The 19,316-nt window shown below is 64.7% G+C and carries 21 protein-coding genes and 1 pseudogene; 10 read left to right on the plus strand and 12 right to left on the minus strand.

Features of this window, described 5'->3' with window-relative positions:
- Together AC1DF3_RS19230 and AC1DF3_RS19235 are read right to left on the minus strand one after the other, a co-directional pair.
- Positions 1–158, minus strand: a 158-nt coding sequence (locus AC1DF3_RS19230) for a thiolase family protein (RefSeq protein WP_478140599.1), incomplete at its 3' end; no start/stop codon positions are given.
- A 77-nt stretch (positions 159–235) separates the two neighbouring features.
- Positions 236–1,204 carry a Bug family tripartite tricarboxylate transporter substrate binding protein gene (locus AC1DF3_RS19235; RefSeq protein WP_478140493.1) on the minus strand — a complete coding sequence of 323 codons (969 nt, stop codon included), beginning with the start codon at positions 1,202–1,204 and terminating at the stop codon, positions 236–238.
- 203 nt (positions 1,205–1,407) lie between these two features.
- On the opposite strand from AC1DF3_RS19235, the gene AC1DF3_RS19240 reads away from it, so the two are divergent.
- From AC1DF3_RS19240 to AC1DF3_RS19265, 6 genes are read left to right on the plus strand one after another with little or no spacing between them, the layout of a single operon-like run.
- A complete protein-coding gene (locus AC1DF3_RS19240) occupies positions 1,408–2,637 on the plus strand; it encodes a CaiB/BaiF CoA transferase family protein (RefSeq protein WP_478140494.1) in 1,230 nt (409 codons plus the stop codon).
- Positions 2,637–3,254 (plus strand): glutathione S-transferase family protein, encoded by a 618-nt coding sequence (locus tag AC1DF3_RS19245; RefSeq protein WP_478140495.1) that lies wholly within the window; start codon positions 2,637–2,639, stop codon positions 3,252–3,254. The genes AC1DF3_RS19240 and AC1DF3_RS19245 overlap by 1 nt, the downstream gene beginning before the upstream one ends.
- The gene (locus AC1DF3_RS19250; protein ID WP_478140496.1) at positions 3,247–4,782 is read left to right on the plus strand and encodes a 3-hydroxyacyl-CoA dehydrogenase; all 1,536 of its coding nucleotides are present in this window, start codon (positions 3,247–3,249) and stop codon (positions 4,780–4,782) included. Before AC1DF3_RS19245 ends, AC1DF3_RS19250 begins: the two co-directional genes overlap by 8 nt.
- Positions 4,779–5,564, plus strand: coding sequence for an enoyl-CoA hydratase-related protein (locus AC1DF3_RS19255; RefSeq protein WP_478140497.1), 786 nt, complete (start codon positions 4,779–4,781; stop codon positions 5,562–5,564). Before AC1DF3_RS19250 ends, AC1DF3_RS19255 begins: the two co-directional genes overlap by 4 nt.
- Positions 5,565–5,566: 2 nt before the next feature.
- Complete coding sequence (locus AC1DF3_RS19260) at positions 5,567–6,247, plus strand: flavin reductase family protein (RefSeq protein WP_478140498.1); 681 nt, start codon at positions 5,567–5,569, stop codon at positions 6,245–6,247.
- A gap of 14 nt (positions 6,248–6,261) precedes the next feature.
- On the plus strand, positions 6,262–7,248 hold the full coding sequence (locus AC1DF3_RS19265) for a Bug family tripartite tricarboxylate transporter substrate binding protein (RefSeq protein WP_478140499.1): 987 nt from the start codon (positions 6,262–6,264) through the stop codon (positions 7,246–7,248).
- 99 nt (positions 7,249–7,347) lie between these two features.
- Here the strand turns inward: AC1DF3_RS19265 and AC1DF3_RS19270 are convergent, their stop codons facing one another.
- The 7 genes from AC1DF3_RS19270 to AC1DF3_RS19300 all read right to left on the minus strand — a co-directional run bounded on the left by AC1DF3_RS19270 (position 7,348) and on the right by AC1DF3_RS19300 (position 13,995).
- A complete protein-coding gene (locus AC1DF3_RS19270; RefSeq protein WP_478140500.1) occupies positions 7,348–8,343 on the minus strand; it encodes a tripartite tricarboxylate transporter substrate binding protein in 996 nt (331 codons plus the stop codon).
- Positions 8,315–10,069 (minus strand): tannase/feruloyl esterase family alpha/beta hydrolase, encoded by a 1,755-nt coding sequence (locus AC1DF3_RS19275; protein WP_478140501.1) that lies wholly within the window; start codon positions 10,067–10,069, stop codon positions 8,315–8,317. Before AC1DF3_RS19275 ends, AC1DF3_RS19270 begins: the two co-directional genes overlap by 29 nt.
- Positions 10,066–10,890 carry an amidohydrolase family protein gene (locus AC1DF3_RS19280; RefSeq protein WP_478140502.1) on the minus strand — a complete coding sequence of 275 codons (825 nt, stop codon included), beginning with the start codon at positions 10,888–10,890 and terminating at the stop codon, positions 10,066–10,068. Before AC1DF3_RS19280 ends, AC1DF3_RS19275 begins: the two co-directional genes overlap by 4 nt.
- Complete coding sequence (locus tag AC1DF3_RS19285) at positions 10,887–11,459, minus strand: carboxymuconolactone decarboxylase family protein (RefSeq protein ID WP_478140503.1); 573 nt, start codon at positions 11,457–11,459, stop codon at positions 10,887–10,889. Before AC1DF3_RS19285 ends, AC1DF3_RS19280 begins: the two co-directional genes overlap by 4 nt.
- Before the next feature lie 107 nt (positions 11,460–11,566).
- Positions 11,567–12,535 carry a LysR substrate-binding domain-containing protein gene (locus AC1DF3_RS19290; protein ID WP_478140504.1) on the minus strand — a complete coding sequence of 323 codons (969 nt, stop codon included), beginning with the start codon at positions 12,533–12,535 and terminating at the stop codon, positions 11,567–11,569.
- Positions 12,536–13,071: 536 nt separating this feature from the next.
- Entirely contained in the window at positions 13,072–13,650 is a 579-nt protein-coding gene (locus tag AC1DF3_RS19295; RefSeq protein WP_478140505.1) for a P-loop nucleotide/nucleoside kinase family protein, read from the minus strand.
- A gap of 84 nt (positions 13,651–13,734) precedes the next feature.
- The gene (locus tag AC1DF3_RS19300; RefSeq protein WP_478140506.1) at positions 13,735–13,995 is read right to left on the minus strand and encodes a hypothetical protein; all 261 of its coding nucleotides are present in this window, start codon (positions 13,993–13,995) and stop codon (positions 13,735–13,737) included.
- 22 nt (positions 13,996–14,017) lie between these two features.
- Here AC1DF3_RS19300 and AC1DF3_RS19305 point away from each other — a divergent pair, with 22 nt between their 5' ends.
- Positions 14,018–14,311, plus strand: a complete 294-nt coding sequence (locus tag AC1DF3_RS19305; RefSeq protein ID WP_478140507.1) for a hypothetical protein — start codon at positions 14,018–14,020, stop codon at positions 14,309–14,311.
- A gap of 211 nt (positions 14,312–14,522) precedes the next feature.
- On the opposite strand, the gene AC1DF3_RS19310 is transcribed toward AC1DF3_RS19305, so the two are convergent.
- Positions 14,523–14,930 carry a GFA family protein gene (locus AC1DF3_RS19310; protein ID WP_478140508.1) on the minus strand — a complete coding sequence of 136 codons (408 nt, stop codon included), beginning with the start codon at positions 14,928–14,930 and terminating at the stop codon, positions 14,523–14,525.
- Positions 14,931–15,053: 123 nt separating this feature from the next.
- On the minus strand, positions 15,054–15,584 hold the full coding sequence (locus AC1DF3_RS19315; RefSeq protein WP_478140509.1) for a site-specific integrase: 531 nt from the start codon (positions 15,582–15,584) through the stop codon (positions 15,054–15,056).
- Between the two features lie 158 nt (positions 15,585–15,742).
- Between AC1DF3_RS19315 and AC1DF3_RS19320 the strand changes: the two genes are divergently transcribed.
- Positions 15,743–16,294 carry a hypothetical protein gene (locus tag AC1DF3_RS19320; protein ID WP_478140510.1) on the plus strand — a complete coding sequence of 184 codons (552 nt, stop codon included), beginning with the start codon at positions 15,743–15,745 and terminating at the stop codon, positions 16,292–16,294.
- Between the two features lie 166 nt (positions 16,295–16,460).
- Positions 16,461–17,079 (plus strand): annotated as a pseudogene (locus tag AC1DF3_RS19325) (tyrosine-type recombinase/integrase).
- Between the two features lie 203 nt (positions 17,080–17,282).
- On the opposite strand, the gene AC1DF3_RS19330 reads toward AC1DF3_RS19325, so the two are convergent.
- Positions 17,283–18,191, minus strand: a complete 909-nt coding sequence (locus tag AC1DF3_RS19330; protein WP_478140511.1) for a LysR family transcriptional regulator — start codon at positions 18,189–18,191, stop codon at positions 17,283–17,285.
- 104 nt (positions 18,192–18,295) lie between these two features.
- Here AC1DF3_RS19330 and AC1DF3_RS19335 point away from each other — a divergent pair, with 104 nt between their 5' ends.
- The gene (locus tag AC1DF3_RS19335) at positions 18,296–19,297 is read left to right on the plus strand and encodes a Bug family tripartite tricarboxylate transporter substrate binding protein (RefSeq protein WP_478140512.1); all 1,002 of its coding nucleotides are present in this window, start codon (positions 18,296–18,298) and stop codon (positions 19,295–19,297) included.
- Positions 19,298–19,316: the final 19 nt, after the last annotated feature.

Here is a 19,316-nt window from a genome sequence, read left to right on the forward strand (position 1 = left end):
ACGTCGCTGACCGCTTGCCAGTCGACGTTCTTGTTGCGTTCCATCAGGGCCTTGAGCGGCACCGCGCCGAGGTCGTCGGTGCGCACGCTCGAGAGGGCGCCGCCGTAGCGGCCGAAGGGGGTGCGAACGGCGTCGCAGATGAAGGCTTGGGTGGCCATGTGGTGGATCCAGAAGGTTGAAATAAACAGCGCCACTGGGGCGCTGAGCGCTTCGAAATGATCAGGTGTCCGCCGGGTCAGTCCAGTTTGGCGCCCACCGCCTTGGCCAGCGAACCCCAACGCTCCGATTCGGCGGCGATGAACGGTCCGAACTCCTCGGGCTTGCTGCCGACGACTTCCACGCCCTGCTGCTCGAATTGCTGCTTCAGATCAGGCGAGCGCAATGCGGCTCCGACGGCGCCATACATCTTGTTGATGATCTCGGGCGGTGTCCGCGCCGGCGCGAGCATGCCGTACCAGTTGTAGGCCTCGGCCTTCGGCAGACCGAGCTCGCCCACCGTAGGGACATCCTTGAGCACGGGAATGCGGGTGGCGCTGGTCACCGCCAACGCGCGCACCTTGCCCGACTGGATGAATGGCAGCACCACGGGGATGTCGACCATCATCATGTCGACCTGACCGCCCATGAGGTCGGTCAGCGCCGGGGCCGCGCCCCGGTAGGGAATGTGGTTGATGTTCAGCCTGGCTTCGCGCTTGAGCAGTTCGGCCTGGAGGTGCGGCGTGGTGCCGCTGCCGGCCGATGCGTAGTTGATCTTGCTGGCGTCGCCCGTGGCGGCGGCCTTCAGGTCCGCGAAGGTCTTGTATTTCGAACTGGCGGCTACCACCAGAACCGCCGGAACCTTCAATGCCTGGGTCACGGCAACCAGATCCTTCTGCGGGTTGTAGGGCATCGACGGCACGATGTGCGGCACGATGGCCAGTGCGCCCGCCGAGGAGAACAGCAGCGTGTAGCCGTCGGCCGGCGATTTGGCGACTGCGTCGGCGCCGAGCAGGCCGCCGGCGCCGCCCTTGTTGTCGATGATGATCGATTGGCCAAGGGACGTGCTCAGCTTGGCGCCGAGTGCGCGGGCTGTCTGGTCCACCGGCCCACCGGCCGGAAAGGGAATGACCAAGCGGATCGGCTTGGTGGGATAGGCCTGCGCCCATCCCGAGGCTGCGGCCAGCGCAAGGGTCAGTGCAGCTGCGGATTTGAGAAGTGCATTCATGGTCGATGTCTCCAGTTTGTCGTGGATGAACTTTAGGGACGGGATCGATTCCTGCCACCGCGCTCTGGCGCATAGCTGCTATGCGAGGCCGGGCACGCGAGTCCTGCCGGTATGCGCCACGGCGCATCACAGTCTTGCGGCCCCGCACGTAGCCCAAAACGGATCCAGATTCCAGAATTCAGTCCACCACAAGGAGACTTCGAATGACCACCAACAAGGGCCCGCTGTCGCACGTCAAGGTGCTCGACCTGAGCCGCATCCTCGCCGCGCCCTGGGCCAGCCAAATTCTCGCCGACCTGGGCGCCGAGGTGATCAAGGTCGAGCGGCCCGGCGCCGGCGACGACACCCGCACCTGGGGTCCTCCGTTCCTGAAGGATGCAGAGGGCAACGACACCAAGGAAGCCGGCTACTACCTCGCCGTCAATCGCGGCAAGCGCTCCATCACGGTCAGCCTTGAAAAGCCCGAGGGCCAGAAGATCGTCAAGGAACTTGCCAAGCGAGCCGACATCGTGCTCGAGAACTACAAGGCCGGCACGCTGGCGCGCTATGGCCTGGATGAGGCATCGCTGCGCAAGATCAACCCCCGTCTCATCTACTGCTCGGTCACCGGCTTTGGCCAGACCGGCCCGCGGCGCGACCAGCCGGCCTACGACTTCCTGATCCAGGCGATGGGTGGCCTGATGAGCGTCACCGGCGAGAAGGATGGCCGGCCTGGCGGTGGGCCGCAGAAAGTCGGCATTCCGATCGTCGACCTGATGACCGGCATGTACACCGCCGTCTCCGTGCTTGCCGCGCTGGCGCGCCGCAACGAGACCGGCGTCGGCGACGCCATCGACATCGCCATGCTCGATGTGCAGGTGGCGACGCTCTCCAACCAGGCGATGAACTACCTGGTGTCGGGCAAGGTGCCGCGGCGCAACGGCAACGCGCATCCGAATATCCAGCCGCAGGACGTCTACGCCTGCGCCGATGGCGACGTGATCCTGGTGGTCGGCAACGACGGCCAGTTCACCAAGCTGTGCGAGGTCTTCGGACAGAACGACTGGATCACGGACGAGCGCTTCGCCACCAACGCCCAGCGGGTCCGGAACATCAGCGAGTTGTCGGCCATGCTGTGCGACGTGTTCGCCGAATGGGAGCGCGAGAAGCTGATTGCCGCCCTCGACAGGGCCGGCGTGCCCTGCGGCCCCATCAACACGGTAGCCGATGTGTTCAAGGAGCCTCAGGTTAAGGCGCGCGAGATGCTCCGCTACGTGCCTCATCCGAGCGGTGTCGACGCACCGCAGGTCGCGAGCCCGATGCGTTTCGCGGAGTCCCCGCTGCAAACACAAACCGCGCCCCCGCTGCTGGGTCAGCACAGCGAAGACATCCTGTCCGAGCTGGGCTACGGCGCTACCGACATCGCAGCGCTGCGCGAAGCCGGAGCGATCTGATGGCCGCGACGATGAAGCTGCACTGGTCGCCCAAGTCGCCCTATGTGCGCAAGGTGATGATCTGCGCGCACGAGCTCGGGCTGGTAACGAAGCTCGAGCTGGTTCGCTCTGTCGCCGCGATGCTGAAGCCCAACCCCGCCATCATGGCGGACAACCCGCTGTCGAAGATCCCGACGTTGGTGCGCGAAGACGGCGCGACGCTCTTCGATTCGATCGTGATCTGCGAGTACCTGAACGACCTGGCCGGCGGAACCCTGTTCCCGCCGCAGGGCGAGGCACGCTGGCAGGCGCTACGCTGGCACGCTTTCGGCGATGGGCTGCTCGACGCGCTGATCCTCTGGCGCAATGAGCGCGAGCGCGAGCATTCGCTGACGGCGTTGATGGATGCCTTCGAACTCAAGGTGCGTGCCTCGCTCAAGCTGCTCGACGCGGAGGCCGATTCGCTCGGCCGCGCGCCGTTTTCCATCGGCCACGTGACTGTCGGCTGCGCGCTCGGATACCTCGACTACCGCTTTGACACGCTCGGTTGGCGCGAGTGCGCGCCGCAACTCGCGGACTGGTTCGCTGGCTTGCAGACCCGTCCTTCCTTTCATTCCACGGAGCCCATCGATGGTTGATCAACAGAATACTTCTACTGCGAGTGGCGCGCTGCCGCCAAGCAAGAGCGTCATCGTCATCGGCGCCGGCACCATGGGCAGCGGCATCGCGGAGGTGGCGGCTGCCGCCGGCCATACGGTGTACCTGCGCGACGCCAACGATGTGACGATTGAACGCGGCCTTGGCATGATCCGCGCAAGTCTGGACAAGCGGGTGGCTCGGGGCAAGCTCGACAAGGCAACGCGCGACGCAGTGCTCGAACGCGTGCGACCCGAAATGCCCGATAGTGCGATGGCCGGGGTCGGCCTCGTCATCGAGGTCATCTACGAAGACCTCGAAGCCAAGGTCAACGCGCTCTCGGCGCTGGAAAGCCAGTTGCCTGTCGATGCGATCGTCGCCACCAACACCTCGTCGCTGTCGGTCACCGCGCTGGCCGGTCGATTGAAGCGACCGGAGCGCGTCGTCGGCATGCACTTCTTCAATCCGGCCACCGTGCTGCCGCTGGTGGAAGTTGTCAGCGGCCACGTCACCGAGCCCGACGTGGCGCAGAAGATCTTTGCGACGGCGCTGGCCTGGGGCAAGACGCCGGTGCACTGCCGCTCGACGCCGGGCTTCATCGTCAACCGCGTGGCGCGTCCGTTCTACGGTGAAGCGCTGCGGTTGCTTCAGGAGCAGGTGGCATCGCCCGCGACCCTCGATGCAGTGATGCGCGAGTCCGGCGGCTTCCGCATGGGGCCGTGCGAACTCATGGACTTGATCGGCCACGACGTCAATTTCGCCGTCACGCGTTCGGTATACCAGGCCTTCTTCGACGATCCGCGCTACAAGCCGTCGCTGATGCAGAAGGATCTCGTCGATGCGGGCTGGCTGGGGCGCAAGTCGGGCCGAGGCTTCTTCGACTACCGCGACGGTGCAAGCCCTGTCGTGATCGACGGGCTCGCGACGGACAGGAAGCCATCGGTCGTTCGTGTCGAGGGCGACCTCGGTCCGGCGCGACCGCTGGTCGATCTGTTGGCGACGCTTGACGACATTCGCCTGGAGCGGACGGCAGGCGATGGCCTTTTGCGCATCGACGGGATCGTACTCGCGTTGACCGATGGCCGCACCGCGACCGAGCGGGCCGCCGCGCTGGGTGAGGCAGTGGTGCTGTTCGACCTCGCCCTTGACTACGCCAGTTGCGGCCGGATTGCCATCGCCGCGGCAGCTCAGGCGAGCGCCGCTGACGTCCTCAAGGCCGCGGGCCTGTTCGGCGCATTGGGCAAGCGTGTCTCGCAGCTCGCGGACGTGCCCGGCATGTTGGTGATGCGCACGGTGGCCATGCTGGTCAACGAAGGCGCTGAAGCCGTGTACCAGGGCATCGCCTCCGCCGACAGCGTCGACGCAGCGATGAGAAAGGGCGTCAACTACCCCGTCGGTCCGATGGCATGGGGCCGCGACATCGGTTTGGCAACGGTGCTTCGAACGGTTCGCAATCTGGGCGCGAGCTATGGCGAGGACCGCTATCGCGGTTCGGTGTGGCTGCAGCGCGAAGTGCAGGCCGCGTCATGAATGCCGAGACCCTTTGTCCCGTGGTGCGCTGCGAGCGCAGAGGCCGTGTCGGCATCGTGACCATCGACCGTCCGGAGCGTCGCAATGCCCTGAATCTCCAGGTCAAACGCGACCTGGTCGAGCAGCTGGAGGCGCTGGCGAGCGACGATGCCGTTGCCGCCGTGGTGCTGACCGGCAGCGAAGGCTATTTCGTCGCTGGCACCGACATCGGCGAGATGTCGACCATGCGGCCGAATGACCATGTGCGCCTGGACACCGACCGGGTCTTCCACGTCGTGCGGCAACTCTCGAAGCCGGTGATCGCCGCGGTGGAAGGCTACGCGCTGGGTGGTGGCTGCGAACTGGCGCTGGCCTGCGACATGATCATCGCGGCGGAGGACGCCAAGTTCGGCCAGCCCGAAATACGGGTCGGAATCATGCCCGGTGCAGGCGGCACGCAGCGGCTGCTGCGCGCCGCGGGGCGCTACAAGACGCTGCTGTGGAGCCTGACCGGCGACATGATCCCGGCAGGCGACGCCTACATGTCCAATGTCGTGAGCGAGTTGGTGCCAACGGGGCAGGCGCTGGCACGTGGCGTCGAACTGGCCGAGCAGATCGCCGGTATGCCGCCGCTGGCGGTGCAGGCGATTCGCGACGCAGTGCGGCTGGGAGGCGACGTTCCGATAGAAACCGCGCTCGCACTCGAGCGCCGCTACTTCGAACGGCTGTTCGACAGCGAAGACCAGAAGGAAGGCATGCGTGCCTTCCTGGAAAAGCGCACGCCGCGGTATGAGGGGCGTTGATCATGAAGCAACAGTCCTTCACCTGCGTCGAAGGCGATAGCCTCGACACGGCGACCGCCTATCGCCTCCTGGTCGGCTGCGTGGCCCCGCGTCCGGTGGCGTGGATCACGACGATCGACGAACAAGGGCGGGTCAATGCGGCACCGTTCAGTTCCTACAACTACGTGGCGACGAGTCCGCCGATGCTGGCGATCAACATCGCGACCCGACCCGGCAGCGGCAACACCAAGGACACGGCGCGCAACATCGTGCGCGGCCGCGAGTTCGTGGTGAATGTGGCGACCGAACACAACATGGAGCTCATGCATCGGAGCGCCCAGGAATTCGCTCCTGATGTCAGCGAGGTCGAGGCGCTCGGAATTCCGCTGCTTGCGAGCCGGCACGTGCAGCCGCCGCGCATTGCGGCCTCTCCGGTGCAGATGGAGTGCCGGCTGGACCAGGTCATCGTCCTGGGCCGAGGAATCAACACGCTCTACATCGGCGAGGTCGTCGCGTTCCATTTGTCTGAAGAGGTGTACGACGGCACGCGGGTCGACAGCGTACGCATGAGGCCCATCGCCCGTTTGGGCGGCCCCTTCTACGCAGGTCTGGGCGAGATCTATCACCGTCCCATGCTGCAAAAGCCACCCGGAGGCGAAGGCTGGACCCCCGAGGGCGTCACAGACGAACCCGGTAGATCATGAATCAAAGGAACAAGATGTCCACCTCCCGCCGCTTTGTCCTCGTGCGCTCTTGCGTCGTTGTCGGTGCAGCGCTGTGCTTGCTGGCAGGCACCCACGCCGAGCCGCCCTACCCATCTCGTCCGATCACGCTGATCAATCCCTACGCTGCCGGCGGCCCTGCCGATACATTGGCGCGCGGTATGGCGCATCAACTCGAGACGCGGCTGAAGCAGCCGGTCATCGTCGATAGCAAGGCGGGAGGCGCGGCAACCATCGGAACGGGGTTCGTCGCCCGCGCCAAGCCAGACGGCTACACCTTGCTGATCGGAACTTCAGCTGGCCACGTCGTGACGCCGCTCATGCAGCGCACTCCGTATGACGGGATCGCCGACTTCGCCTTCATTGCGGTGGTAGCCAATCAACCCAACGTGCTCGTCGTGAACCCTGCGGTCGGCGTCGACAGTCTGCAGGGCCTCGTCGCGCTAGCCAGGAAGGAGCCAGGCAGGCTCAACTACGCGTCGGCCGGCACCGGTGGCGCCACGCACCTGGGCGGGGAGTTGTTTCTGCAGCGAGCTCAGATCCGTATCACGCATGTGCCGTATGGCGGCGCGGCGCCGGCATTGAAGGATCTGCTGGGTGGCCAGGTCCAGGTAGGCATGTTGAATCTGGCGGCCACGCAAGCTTTCATCAAGGACGGGAAACTGAAAGCCCTGGCTTACGGCGGCGCCAAGCGCTCACCTTTGCTGCCACAGGTTCCCACCATGACCGAAGCCGGATTCGCAGGCGCCGAGTCGACGACCTGGTACACCCTTGCCGCGCCGAAGGGAACGCCAGGGCAGGTCGTTGAGGTCCTGCGCAAGGCCGTTGCCGACATCAATGCCGATCCGGCCTATCAGGCACTGCTCGCATCACTGGGCGCCGAGCGCATGGCGTTGTCGCCCGCCGAGACCACGGCCTTCGTGCAGCGTGACAAGGTGGCGATGACCAAACTGCTCGGTTCGCTCGATCTGCTCGGGAAGTAGGGAACTATTCATATTGCAGCTTGTCTTGCCGCATCGAGGCAAGGCAGCTGCCAGTGAGGCAGCAGATGCGCTGAACTCCACCGCCTCGCCGATTCATTGTCATTCCACGGTCGCACCGGATTGCTTGACGATCTCGGCCCACTTCGGGATCTCGCTGTGAATCAGCGCTCCGAAGGCCTCGGGGCTGCTGAAGGCGGGCTCGATGCCAAGCGTCGCCAACTGCTCGCGCAAGGCCGGCGCCGCCATCGCGCGCCCCAGCGCGGCGTGGATCTTGGCGACCACATCCTTCGGCGTGCCAGCCGGCGCCAGCAGGCCGAGCCAGTTGGAGACCTCGTAGCCCCTGACGCCGCCCTCCGCCACGGTCGGCACCAGCGGCAGCGCCGGCAGCCGCCGGCTCGAAGTCACCGCCAGCGCGCGCACGCGGCCGGACTTGATGTGCTCCTCGTAGACGGTGTAGGAGTCGAAGCTCATATCGATGCGGCCAGCCAGCACGTCGGTCAACAGCGGCGCGCTGCCCTTGTACGGCACGTGCAGCATCTTGACGCCGGCCATGCTCTCGAACAGCGCGCCGGCCAGGTGGCTCGAGCTGCCGTTGCCGGCCGAGCCATAGGTCAACGCGCCGGGTCTGGCCTTGGCCTGGGCGACAAGTTCGGCGATGTTCTTCGCGCTCACCTGCGGCCCGACCACCAGCACGCGCGGCGTCAGGTGCGTCACGCTGATTGGCGCGAAGTCCTTCAGCGGGTCGTAGCGCAGCCTGGGAGAGAGGGCCGGGTTGATCGCCTGCGTGCCCATGGTCGCAAAGAACAGCGTGTAGCCGTCCGGCGCCGCGTGGGCGGCGGCCTCGGCCGCAGTGGTGCCGCCAGCGCCGCCGCGATTGTCGACGATCACCTGCGTGCCAAGTTCGGTGCCAAGTCGCTGCGACATGCCGCGCGCCATCACGTCGGTCGCCCCGCCGGCCGGGAAGGGAACGATCAGGCGGACCGGCTTGTCGGGGTAGGCTGCCGCGAACGCAGGTGAAGCCGCGAAAGCCACCATCGAGAGCAGCAGCGCGCGACGGTTCCTGCGGCTATTCGCAGCGGAAGTTGGATGCGTCATTGATGTCTCCTGCGCCCTTGTAGCGCGCCTGCTGCGGGTGCGGGCACAGCGGACGGCTGCGGGCGCTGACATTGAAGTACCCGGGGTTGCTGGCCTTGGCAAGGACACTGTCGGGTGCCGTGCCCGCCTCGACCCATTGCACCAGCTGCGGCAGCATGTCGAAGCTGTCGGTGGCGGGACCGCCACGGCAATGGTTCATGCCGGGCACCACGTACATCCGTGCGAAGTCCTGCGCACTGCCGTGTATCTGCCTGGCGACGCTCTCATACCAACGCAGCGTGTCGTTCAGCGATACCGACGAGTCCGCGCCACCGTGGTAGACCATGAGCTTGCCGCCGCGTCTCTTGAAGGGCGACAGATCCGTGGCCTCCGTGAAGTACATCGACGCCGAAGACGGCGTGTAGGCCGGCGTGACGCCAGGCGCCGAGCTGCCGTAAATCTTGGCGGGATCCGTGTCGAAGTTGTAGGCCAGCGAGAAAGGCAAGGCATCGCTACTGGCAAACGGAACCTTCGGCGCGGAGGTGTAGAGCACCGATATGGCGGAAACGAACGAGAGCTTGATGGCGTTGTTCGCCGTTGCGCTCGATGATCCGAGCCACCACGAGCGCCATGACTGGCTGTAGCTCTTGTCCGTGGCCGAGACGCCTCCCATGCCCGGATCCCACGGCCAGTCCGAGTAAAGTTGGCGGCCCTTTGAATCGACGGCACCGGCATATGCCGTCTCCAGAGTCTTGATCTGGTCCGCCGTCAGGCAGGCGTCCCCCTTGGCGCCCGGGCACTGCGCGGTCAGCAACTGCGTATGTACCCGCGGTGCGGTGCAGGCGGGCAGGTTGTCGACGATGCCATCCGACAGGCCATCGAGCGCGTCGCACGCCTTGAGCACGGCGTTGCGCACCAACAGCAAATCGGAGTCGCTGAAACTCTGGCCGATGGCCGGCTGACCGTCGGGGAGCGACTTGCCCAGGCGCTTGGCCAGTCCAGCGAACAGTTGGGTCGTGTGGATGCCGGCCAGCGGGCCCAATGGCAGGTGCAATGTCGGATCGCCGGCAATGATGCCGTCGTAGTGCTCGGGGTAGCGCTGCGACATCAGCAAGGCCTCGCGCCCACCTTCCGAGCAGCCCTGGAAATAGGCGTAGCGCTGCGCCTGCCCGTAGTAGGCCCGCGTGAGCAGCTTCCCCACGCGCGTAACCTGGTCGTAGGACTGGTAGGCGAAGGCAATCCGTGCCTGCGGGTCGAGCCCGAACGCGGCAGTGCCGCCGGCATCGGGACGGCTGTTGAGCGTGTTGTCGTGGCCGGCGTCGGTCCCAATGGTCGCGAAGCCCTGGGCCATCACGGCGACCGGGTCGACCAGTACGCCGTTGGTACCGCCGCCGCCGCCCATGTAGAAGCGCTGGTTCCAGGCTTGCGGCAGACGCAAGCGAAACCGCGTGGCGTACCTCTGGCCGTCGACGCCGACTCGGGAGTCGATGTCGCCGTCGATGCGGCAATGCGCCGGCTGTGTCGGCGTCGTCGTCTCGAACACCGCGGCCAGGATGCGCGTATGGGGTGCCAGGGCGACGGTGGTGGGCAACGCGTCGCACGCTTGCGGCGTGTTCAATGCCGCGCCATTGGCGATGACGTCGTTCCGGTAACTGCAGGCGCCAAGGCCAAGTGTCGCCACAATCGCGATGGCCAGCGACTGCCGCTTGGCTCTTGCCGGGCAGTCCATCGCGGCGCGCGGATTCATCGGTACAGGCGCTCCGGATTGGCGCGAAGCACCTGGCCTGCAATGGCCTCGTTGCCGGCCCAATCCCTGAACATCGAGAGCAGTTGCGCAGCATCGGGCGTGGGCGTCACCCTCAGGTGCGGCCAGTCGCTGCCCCACACCAATCGCTCGGGGTTGGCTTCGATCATCCTCTGCTGAAACGGCCGCCCGGCTTGCCAGTCAGGTGCGTTGAGGAGGTTGCGATAGGCACAAAGCTTGACCCAGACCTTGCCGGCCGCGAGCAGCTCGAGCAGCGTGCGAAATCCCGGCTCGTCCGTGCCGGCGTTCACGTCGAAGCCGCCCATGTGGTCGATCACGATCGGCACGGGCAGCGCCAGCAACTGCGGGGCAATGGCGGGCAGTGCCTTGCAGTCGGTCCATAGCTCTGCATGCAGGCCGGCGTCGGCGAGCGCGGGCGCGAGCGACTGCAAGTCATCGAAAGATGCGCTGCCAGCGAAGTTGGTGCCTGGGCCGCTTCGATGACTGAAACGTGCGCCTCGCACGCCGCGTTCGCGCAGGCCGGCTAGCCCCAGCTCGCTGCCCGGTCGGACCACGACCACGCCGCGCAAAGCGGGTTGCGCCGCCAGTGCGTGCAGCAGCAAAGCGTGGTCCTCGCCATAGGCGCTGGGATGCACCAGCACGCCGTTCGAAAGGCCTAGCCGTGCCAGCAGCGCCAGGTACTGGGCTTCGACCGCTTCCGGCGGCGTGTAGCTGCGCTCGGCCGCCAACGGAAATTGGTCGTAGGGACCGAACAGGTGGGCGTGGCAATCCCAGCCCGCGGCTGCAGGGGCGTGCTCGCTCATAGCAAGTCTGCCTTTTGTGGGAGCTGGAAGGCCGGTGCGACACCATCAGGCAGTGGAATCTCGTGACAGTTGAGCGTCATTGCGACCATCGTGTAGTAGCCGATCAGAGCAGTCAGTTCGACCACCGTGCGTTCACCGAAGCGCCCAAGCGCCGTGGCGTAGGTCGCATCGGAAACCGAGTTGTGCCGGTTGAGTTCGACCGCATAGTGGTAGACGGCAGCGTCGTCCGCCGAAAGGCCGGGCGGTTCGGTCTGGGCGAGTAGCGCTTCGATGATCGGCTGTTCGATGCCGGCCTTCTCGGCTTCGGCGCGATGCGCATACCACTCGAAAGGCGAGTTGCAGGCGCGACCGGTGACCAGGATCGCGATTTCCGACTGCCGCGGCGTCAACGTCGTGCCGTAGCGCAGCAGGGCGCCGATCGCCTGCCATTTGTCCGCGAGCTCCGGGTTGTGGAGCGCGGCCCGAAGCGGACCCTGAATGCGCCCGCGCGGACCGGAAATGATCTTGTCGTAGACGGCGCGCTGCTCGGGATTCATGGTCTCCGGCGCGGGCAGGGAAATTCTTGGCATGCACGTGTCTCCTGTGGTCGATCGTTGCCAACGAGCTTAGGCGACCGGGGCAATGCGAGCATCCGTGCGCGACGCAACGCTGGTATGCGTGGACGCGCAAGACGAGGCTACGCGGGACCGCCGGAGTGCCACATCCCGCTGCGCGCGCTGTCCTCGACGACGCTGACGATTTCCGCCGCGACGGCAGACACCGCCCGCGCGGGCCCCTTGGTGCGCGCCAGGGCCATGGAGACGATACGCTGCAGTGCCGGTGAAACGATCTTGGCCGCTTGCAGTCGCCCTTCCTGCAATTCGGCCCACACCGCGTGGATGGGTAACACGGTGTAGAGCCGAGCTTCGGCGACCGTCGTTCGCATCAGCGGAAGCGAATCGGCTTCGATGGCCGGCGCCAGCGTGATGTGCTCCTGCCGGGCCATCGCGTCGAGCGCCGTGCGCAGCCCATTCGGTGCGCTCGGCAGGATGAAAGGCAACTCGTGCAGGGCGGAAAAGGCAACTTCGGGGGCAGCAGTCAATCGGTCACCCGCGGGGCCGATCAGGTAGCTGTCGACGGTGGCAAGCGCCTGCTCCTGCTCGTAATGCGCATTACCGTATCGATAGAGAATGGCTATGTCGACGCGCGTGTCGGACAGCCATTCCTCTACCTGACCGCTCGAGCCTTCGAGGATCTTGAGCTGGATTCCCGGATGGCGTTCGCGCAACTGTTTGAACAGGCGGCCGACGATTGGATTGGTGATCGAGGGAAGCGATCCGATGGTGACTCGGCCAGAGGGCTCGCGCGCCTCACCATGGATTTCCAGCTCCAGCTGCTCCGCATCCGAGAGAAGGGCCTTTACAAGCGGGAAGATGCGCTGGCCGACATCGGACAGTGCCACGCCGCGCCCTGTGCGATTGAAGAGCCGCGCCTTGCATTCCCGCTCGAGCGCATTCAGATGGCGGCTCAGCAGGGATTGATTGCTGTCCAGAAACAGGGCTGCTCGTGTCAGGCTGCCCAGTTCTGCGATGGCCAGGAATGCCCGCCACTTCTGCAGGTCAGACGTGATGTCGAGCTGGATTTGAGTGGCTTTGCCAGATTGCATCGGACTTCGCTCGCATGGTTGTGAGCGTGCCATTGTCCAGCTTGTGAACGGCACTCAAATGCCGGGTTTCCCTCAACCTTCCCGAAGTACAAGGGGAGTGGTGACGTGAACTCGGCGGACAGCTTCACCTGTCAAACAAACTAAGCGGCAATTCTTGACAGGCCGGCCATCTTTTGGCCGGCCGGCGTCAGCGCTTCTGCTTGAAGAGGCGGAGCCCATCACCCCCGCGCATAGGCCAGAGGAGCGCGGTGCCTAGGCTCTGCCATGCGGCGGGGTGAGGAGCTTGACGAAGCGCTGAGGGGTCTGACTGATGGATGGCGGTGCACGACGCAGGCATGGCCCGCAAAGTCGGCCACAGCCTCGTGAGTTTTCGAATTTCGCTCATACCTTGCAGATTTAACCTGTCAAATGGAAAGGCTTGATCGAACATATCAGCAGGTGCAGCGCTGCAGCCGGCTTGCGCCTCGTCCGAACACTCCTGCAGCCCGAAAGCCGACTGTCGCGAGTACCCGCTACTGGCCGTATTCTGCCTTTGCTCACCTGTCCCCGGCTTGGCTGAGCCACCCCTCCAGAATCTGCGTCGCTGCCTCGCTCGGGGTGACGAGCGACGAATCAATGACCAGGCGGCTTGTCGTCCATGCCTCGTATTCATGACGGAGGACCGCGTCCCAGGTTGGCAGCGTGAAATCCCGAACTTCAGCTTTGCGCCCCTCTACCCGCCGGCGGTGTTCGGTCCGGTCAGAGCAAATGATTTCGACCTCGAGCAGGTTTGACGATGTGCTGGCAGCCACAGCCCGCCACGCTTCTCGGGTGACGGAGAGGGGATTGACGCAATCGGCCACCACTGTCATGCCAAGCGTCAGGTTGGACCTGGCAAGCTCATACGCCACGACGTAGCCAGCGGGGCCAACATCTTCGAGCGCAGTCGCCTTCAGGAGCGCATGCTCGATGGTGTCGATGCGCAGATAGACCGAGGGCAAGCGGGCAACGAGGTCGCGCGCGATGGCAGTCTTGCCGGTGCCCGGTAGGCCGCCGAAAACAATCATCATCGGGTTCTCCATCGTGAGTTCGAGCAAAAACAGAAGGTGACCGCGAAAGTCTGCTGCTGGCTGCATCCTGTCACATCCCCGCCGGCACGGACGGCCCGAAATGTTCCATGTGCTCAATGTTGCGCGTCCTCAGCTTCCGGTCCTTCTTGGTCAATTTCCACCGGCCCCCTCCTTCGAGCAGTTGCCGAACTCGCAGCGAAGGGCAAGTGTCTGGCCGTCGGAGCATCCAACGCTGTATCGCTCGAAGCCAGGCCCTTTCTCTTCAAGGACCGCCCGCGGCACGGCGCTGCAGTTCATACCCTTCGCAAGCTTCTCGGCGACGTACGTATCCCGGCCCGTCTTGAGGGCTGGCGATGGAGGTTCAATCTGCGTGGCGGCGGCGACATGCGGGACCTTCACGTTCGGGTCCATGTTCCTATAGCCTCTACGGGCCATGCAATCGACCATCGCCGATCGCTGCAATTTCGGCTCCGCGCGCCCGCCGCTCGGATATGCCTCGTCGTACACCGCAGTGGCGATACCCCCGACCAGGGCCGCGCCCACCACCGCTGCAGGAAAGACGATGGCCGCGCCAATCACGATGACGTCCGAAGTGTCGCTGCCGTACCCTCTTGGTGCGCTGCACTCGCAGATTCGACGCTACGGTCCGGCATGTTTCAACATCCCTGGCAAAGACATCGACCTGAACACCCTCCATATCGACCATTGGAGCGTAGGCCGCGCCTGAACCTTGACCAGGCACAGTCGACGGTTGGGTTGCGCAGCCGCAGGCGAGCACGACCGCGCAGATTGCACTCAAGAGGTTTTTCAAAGATACAAAACAGTGGCGATTGTTGCTTGACAGCTGTCAGTGCGCACGCTCGGATACCGAGCACGACAGTCCGCTGTTGGCCGCCACCTGTCAACCACCCTATTGCGTGCCAGGCTGGCTTCTCCCATCACGGCTGACCAGGGAACGTCTCTACGCTCTCCGGAAGCGTCACCCACGGAAGGCGTCGTTGCACCCATATCTGCCTTTTCGGTGCACCCAATTCATGCCGCTGTCTGAGCGTCCCGATTCGTAGCGAATAAGCCAGCGGCTCTTCGACTGCGCATGCATACAACGGGGTGCCGCAGTATTCGCAAAAAGCGAGAACCCTCTTTGCACCGCTGGCAGCGGTCTTGACGTAGGTGCGAGGAGCGCCCTTCATAAGACGGAAGCCAGCCGCGGGCGCGGAGATGTTGGCGCGAAAGGCGGAACCCGAGTGGGTTTGACAGTCCGTGCAGTGGCAGACTGTCATGCTCCCTTCCTGAACTTCAGCTTCGTATGCAATCGCGCCGCAATGGCATTGGCCGTCAACTTTCATGTGAATTCTCCTAACCGGACTGGCCCAGCCTAGCTCATTTTTGCTACGCGGGGCGAGCGACCGCTCCTGGCCGCACTCTGCCGGAGAGCCGCCCGCTCCAGCGCGTCCGAGCGGCCGGTCGCCTCAAGCGTCGGTCTGCTCCGCCAGTTCCAACGCGTCCTCGACCTCGATGCCCAGGTAGCGCACAGTGCTCTCAAGCTTGCTGTGGCCTAGCAAAAGTTGCAGGGCGCGCAAGTTCTTCGTGCGCCGGTAAATCAACGATGCCTTCGTCCTGCGCATCGAGTGCGTGCCATAGGTCGCGCTGTCCGGACCAATCTCCTCGACCCAGCCGTCCACGATTCGGGCGGCGACGGCCAACCGCGTCGGGCCTGTCATCTCGAACTGAACCGGCTGCCCGGTCTTTTGCTGCATCACCTTCGCGCGGGCGGCCACGCGCTCGCCGTTTGAAACGTCGCGGACGCGAAGCTGCACGAGGTCGCACGCCCGGAGCTTGCTGTCGATGCCGAGGTTGAAGAGAGCAAGGTCCCGCACACGGCCTTGGAGCTGCAAACGCACCCGGATGGCCCAAATCTCCTTGAGCCGGAATGGGGTTTTCTGCCCGACGAGCTTGCCCTTGTTCCACGGCTCGCGGTGACACGTCGAAGTTGCTTCCATGATGAGCTCCTATACGAGGATGGAGCTTCAGTCTGCGCCGGCCTTTGGCCGACTGAGGGAAGTTTGGCCTACGATGCCAGTATGGTCGCTCGGCCCAGCCACCACAGGCGGCCCCGTCGGGCGTCCGACCACAAGACATGGTTCAAACGCGGACAGAGATGAAAGCAAGCAAGACTAGGAAGGGTGCGTCCTGGAGCGACGTCAAGGCGAAACTGGCCCACTTCGACCACGACGGCCTGGTCGGCTTGGTGCATGACCTCTACACGGCTAGCAGGGGCAACCAAGTATTCCTCCACGCCCGCTTTGGGCTGGGGGAAGATGTCCTAGCGCCGTACCATGCCACCATTGACCGTTGGCTCTGGCCCGACACTTTCAGGAACCAGAATGCGTCCGTCGCCGAGGCCAAGAAGTCCATCGCGAACTACAAGAAGGCCATTGGCGACCCAGATGGTCTGGCAGAACTGATGGTCTTTTACTGCGAGCGCGCGGCGGGCTTCAGTGTCGAAGTCGGTCTGCAGGATGAGGGCTTTTTCGTCTCACTTGTGCGGATGTTCGAGCAGGCGTTGCAGACCATTGCAAGACTGCCGGATGCGCAGCGGCCACCGCTCATGAAACGTCTGAGCGCCGTGCATGACACCACGCGGGCCATTGGCTACGGTGTCGAAGATGCCATAAGCGAGCTACTGATCGAGTACGGACACTACGATTGACCGCGAGACTCAAGGTCGGCTTCTGGCCGGGACCGCCTGATGGCGTCGTCGCCCGAAAGCGGGCCTTGGGGCGGCCGGCGCCACTTCGTGTGCTTTGACCGTTGCCAGGATGGTTGATAACTGGTCGGTGCATGGTTGTTCTCCCTCAACTTGATGAGAGTCCATCATGGAAGCTAGCCATACCCCCGTCCATCGCGAGCCATGGAACAAGGGAAAGATCGTCGGGCAAAAAGCGCCGTTCAAGGTCAAGGACATCTGGGCGCTTCGGGTTCGCCTTCAGATGGAGCACCGGGTGCGCGAGCTTGCGCTCTTCAACCTTGGGATCGACAGCAAGTTACGCGGCTGCGATCTGGTCGGCCTCAAAGTGCGGGACATCTGCCACGGCGACCAGGTGGCGACACGCGCCGTGGTGATGCAGCACAAAACCCAACGTCCTGCGCAGTTCGAGATCACGCCAGCGACACGCGATGCTGTGCAGAAGTGGATCAAGCGATCCGGGCTGAAGTCAGAGGATTTCCTGTTCCCGAGCCGGGTCCACGCTTCTCCACATCTCGGCACGCGTCAGTACGCTCGTATTCTTGAGGGGTGGGTCGAGGAGCTGGGACTCGATCCAGCGGAGTACGGTACGCATTCGATGCGGCGAACAAAGGCGACCTTGATCTATCGACGCACCAAGAACTTGCGGGCCATGCAGTTGCTGCTTGGCCATGCCAAGCTCGAGTCAACGGTACCTTGGCATCGAAGTCGACGATGCATTGGAGATCGCTGAACAAGCCGAGATCTGATTCGCACGTCGTTTCATCGGGCACGCCGTCGACCGCAGAACTCGGTGAAGCGGTCGATCGATATGCCCGAACTGGCAGATCCCGCCGCGGGTACCGCCGACCGGCAGCTTCCTTGACACGACGCGGAACTGCGGTGCCGGCCATGAGCGGAAGTTCGACGCTGCGTGGCTCAACGTTCGACAAGGGGAAGACAGCGGACGCGTTCATTCCGCCGCTATGGTGGCGGCAAGCCGAAGCCCCTCTGCGACGATCTGCGCGGCACGCGACACGTAGGGATCCGTCCGAAAGCACACGACGAAACGGCGGGTGGCCCATTCGTCGGACAATGGAATCACGCGAATCGGCAGTGCGTCGACCCATGGGCGCAGCACCTCGCGCGGCAGGATGCCGATGCCGAGGTCGGCCGCGACGACATGGGCCACACCCTCGAAACTCTCGACTTCAATGCGTGGCAGCAAGGTCTTGCCCGCCACTGCCGCATGCCGGCGCAACATCGTCTCCATCATGCTGCCGGGCATCGCGCTCACATGGTCGTAGCCGAGCGTCTCCGCGAAGGGCACGGACTTCCTTCGGGACAGCGGATGGGCGCGCGAGACCAGGGCGCAGGCATGGTCGGGTCGATAGGGCACGGCCCGCAGCCCCGTCAAGTCTGCGACATCCCAACACACCGCGAGGTCGGCCGCCCCCTCTTTCACCTGCCGCACCATCTCGCTGGAGGACGCCTCGCGCAAACTCAGCTTCAGGGCCGGGTGCTTTCGAAGCAAGGCGGCGATGTCGGCAGGCAGACGGTGCGACAGCGCCGCCAGGCTCGCGAGGATGCGAACCGTCCCCGCTCCTCCCGTCGCCATGTCGTGCATCGTCGCATGCATGCGGTCCATACCGGCGAGCACCTCTCGGGCCTGCGCTGCAAATGCCTGTCCGGCTTCGGTGGGGCCCATGCCCCCGGAGCCACGCTGCAGCAGCACGATACCGACGTCGTCCTCGAGCGCGGCCATTCGCTTGCTCACGGCCGAGGGCACGATGGACATCCGATCGGCCGCCTTGACGATGCTTCCCTCTTCGCAGACGGCCAGGAAGAGGCGCAGGGTGACGGGATCGAAATCGGTGCGCATTGGTGCGGATAAGTTCCAGATGGGAACGAACAATGCGCCAAATTGAAGTTTGTGTCTCTAAGGGAAATCTAGAGTGAGGGCCATACCTACACCTGGAGACAAGCATGAAGTTGAACAGCGCGAAATTCGCCATCGGCACGCTGATGCGCGGCGCCGCACTGGCTGCCTGGGCCTGCGGCATAGTCAGTGGCGCTGCCGCCGCCGATGCCTATCCCGCCCGACCGATCACGCTCGTCGTGCCTTTCGCGGGGGGCGGCAGCGCCGACATCCTGGGACGGGTGCTGGCCAACTCGCTGACCGAGACGCTCAAGCAACCGGTCGTGGTCGACAACCGCACTGGTGCGGGTGGGCTGGTCGGAACCTCGCTGGTCGCCAAGGCGCCCGCCGACGGCTACACGCTGCTGCTGGCGACCGACAGCCTGTACGCCATCAACCCGGCGCTATACGGGAAGAAGGCGGAAGACGCCGTGGCCGCGCTCGCGCCGGTCGCGCACCTCGCGGAGGCGCCGCTCGTGATCGCGGTCAACAGCGCGTCACCGGCCAACGATTTCGCAGGCCTCTTGAAGCAAGCGAAGGCCAGCAGCGCGCCGTTGAGCTTCGGCACCCCCGGCGTCGGCACCGATCATCATCTGTTGGGCGAGCTGATTGCCAAGTCAGGCCAAGTCCGCCTCAATCACGTGCCTTATCGCGGAGCCGGCGCGGCCCTGGGCGACCTCGCCGGGGGCCAGATCGACATGCTGATCACGCTGGTCAGCACGGCGCAGCCGATGGTGGCGGCCGGAAAGATCAAGCTGGTCGGCGTGGCGTCCACCAAGGTGTACGAGGCACAGCCGCAGATTCCCCGCATGGGGCAGACCTTGCCTGGCACCGACATGCTGGTGAGCTACAGCCTGATGGCGCCCAAGTCGACGCCGGCGCCGATCGTCGCTCGGCTCAACGAGGCCGTCGGCATCGCGCTGCGCAACCCGAGCGTCGGAAGCAAGCTCGCCGAGCTGGGCCTCACGCCCACTGGCGGGACGGTGACTGATTTCGCCAAGCGCATGCAGGCGGAGCGACAGCAGCGCGAGGGCATCATTCGCGATGCCGACGTCAAGCTGGTCGAATGACCGGCGCAGCCAGAGGAGC

It is taken from the genome of Variovorax sp. 10N432 (assembly GCF_056394465.1).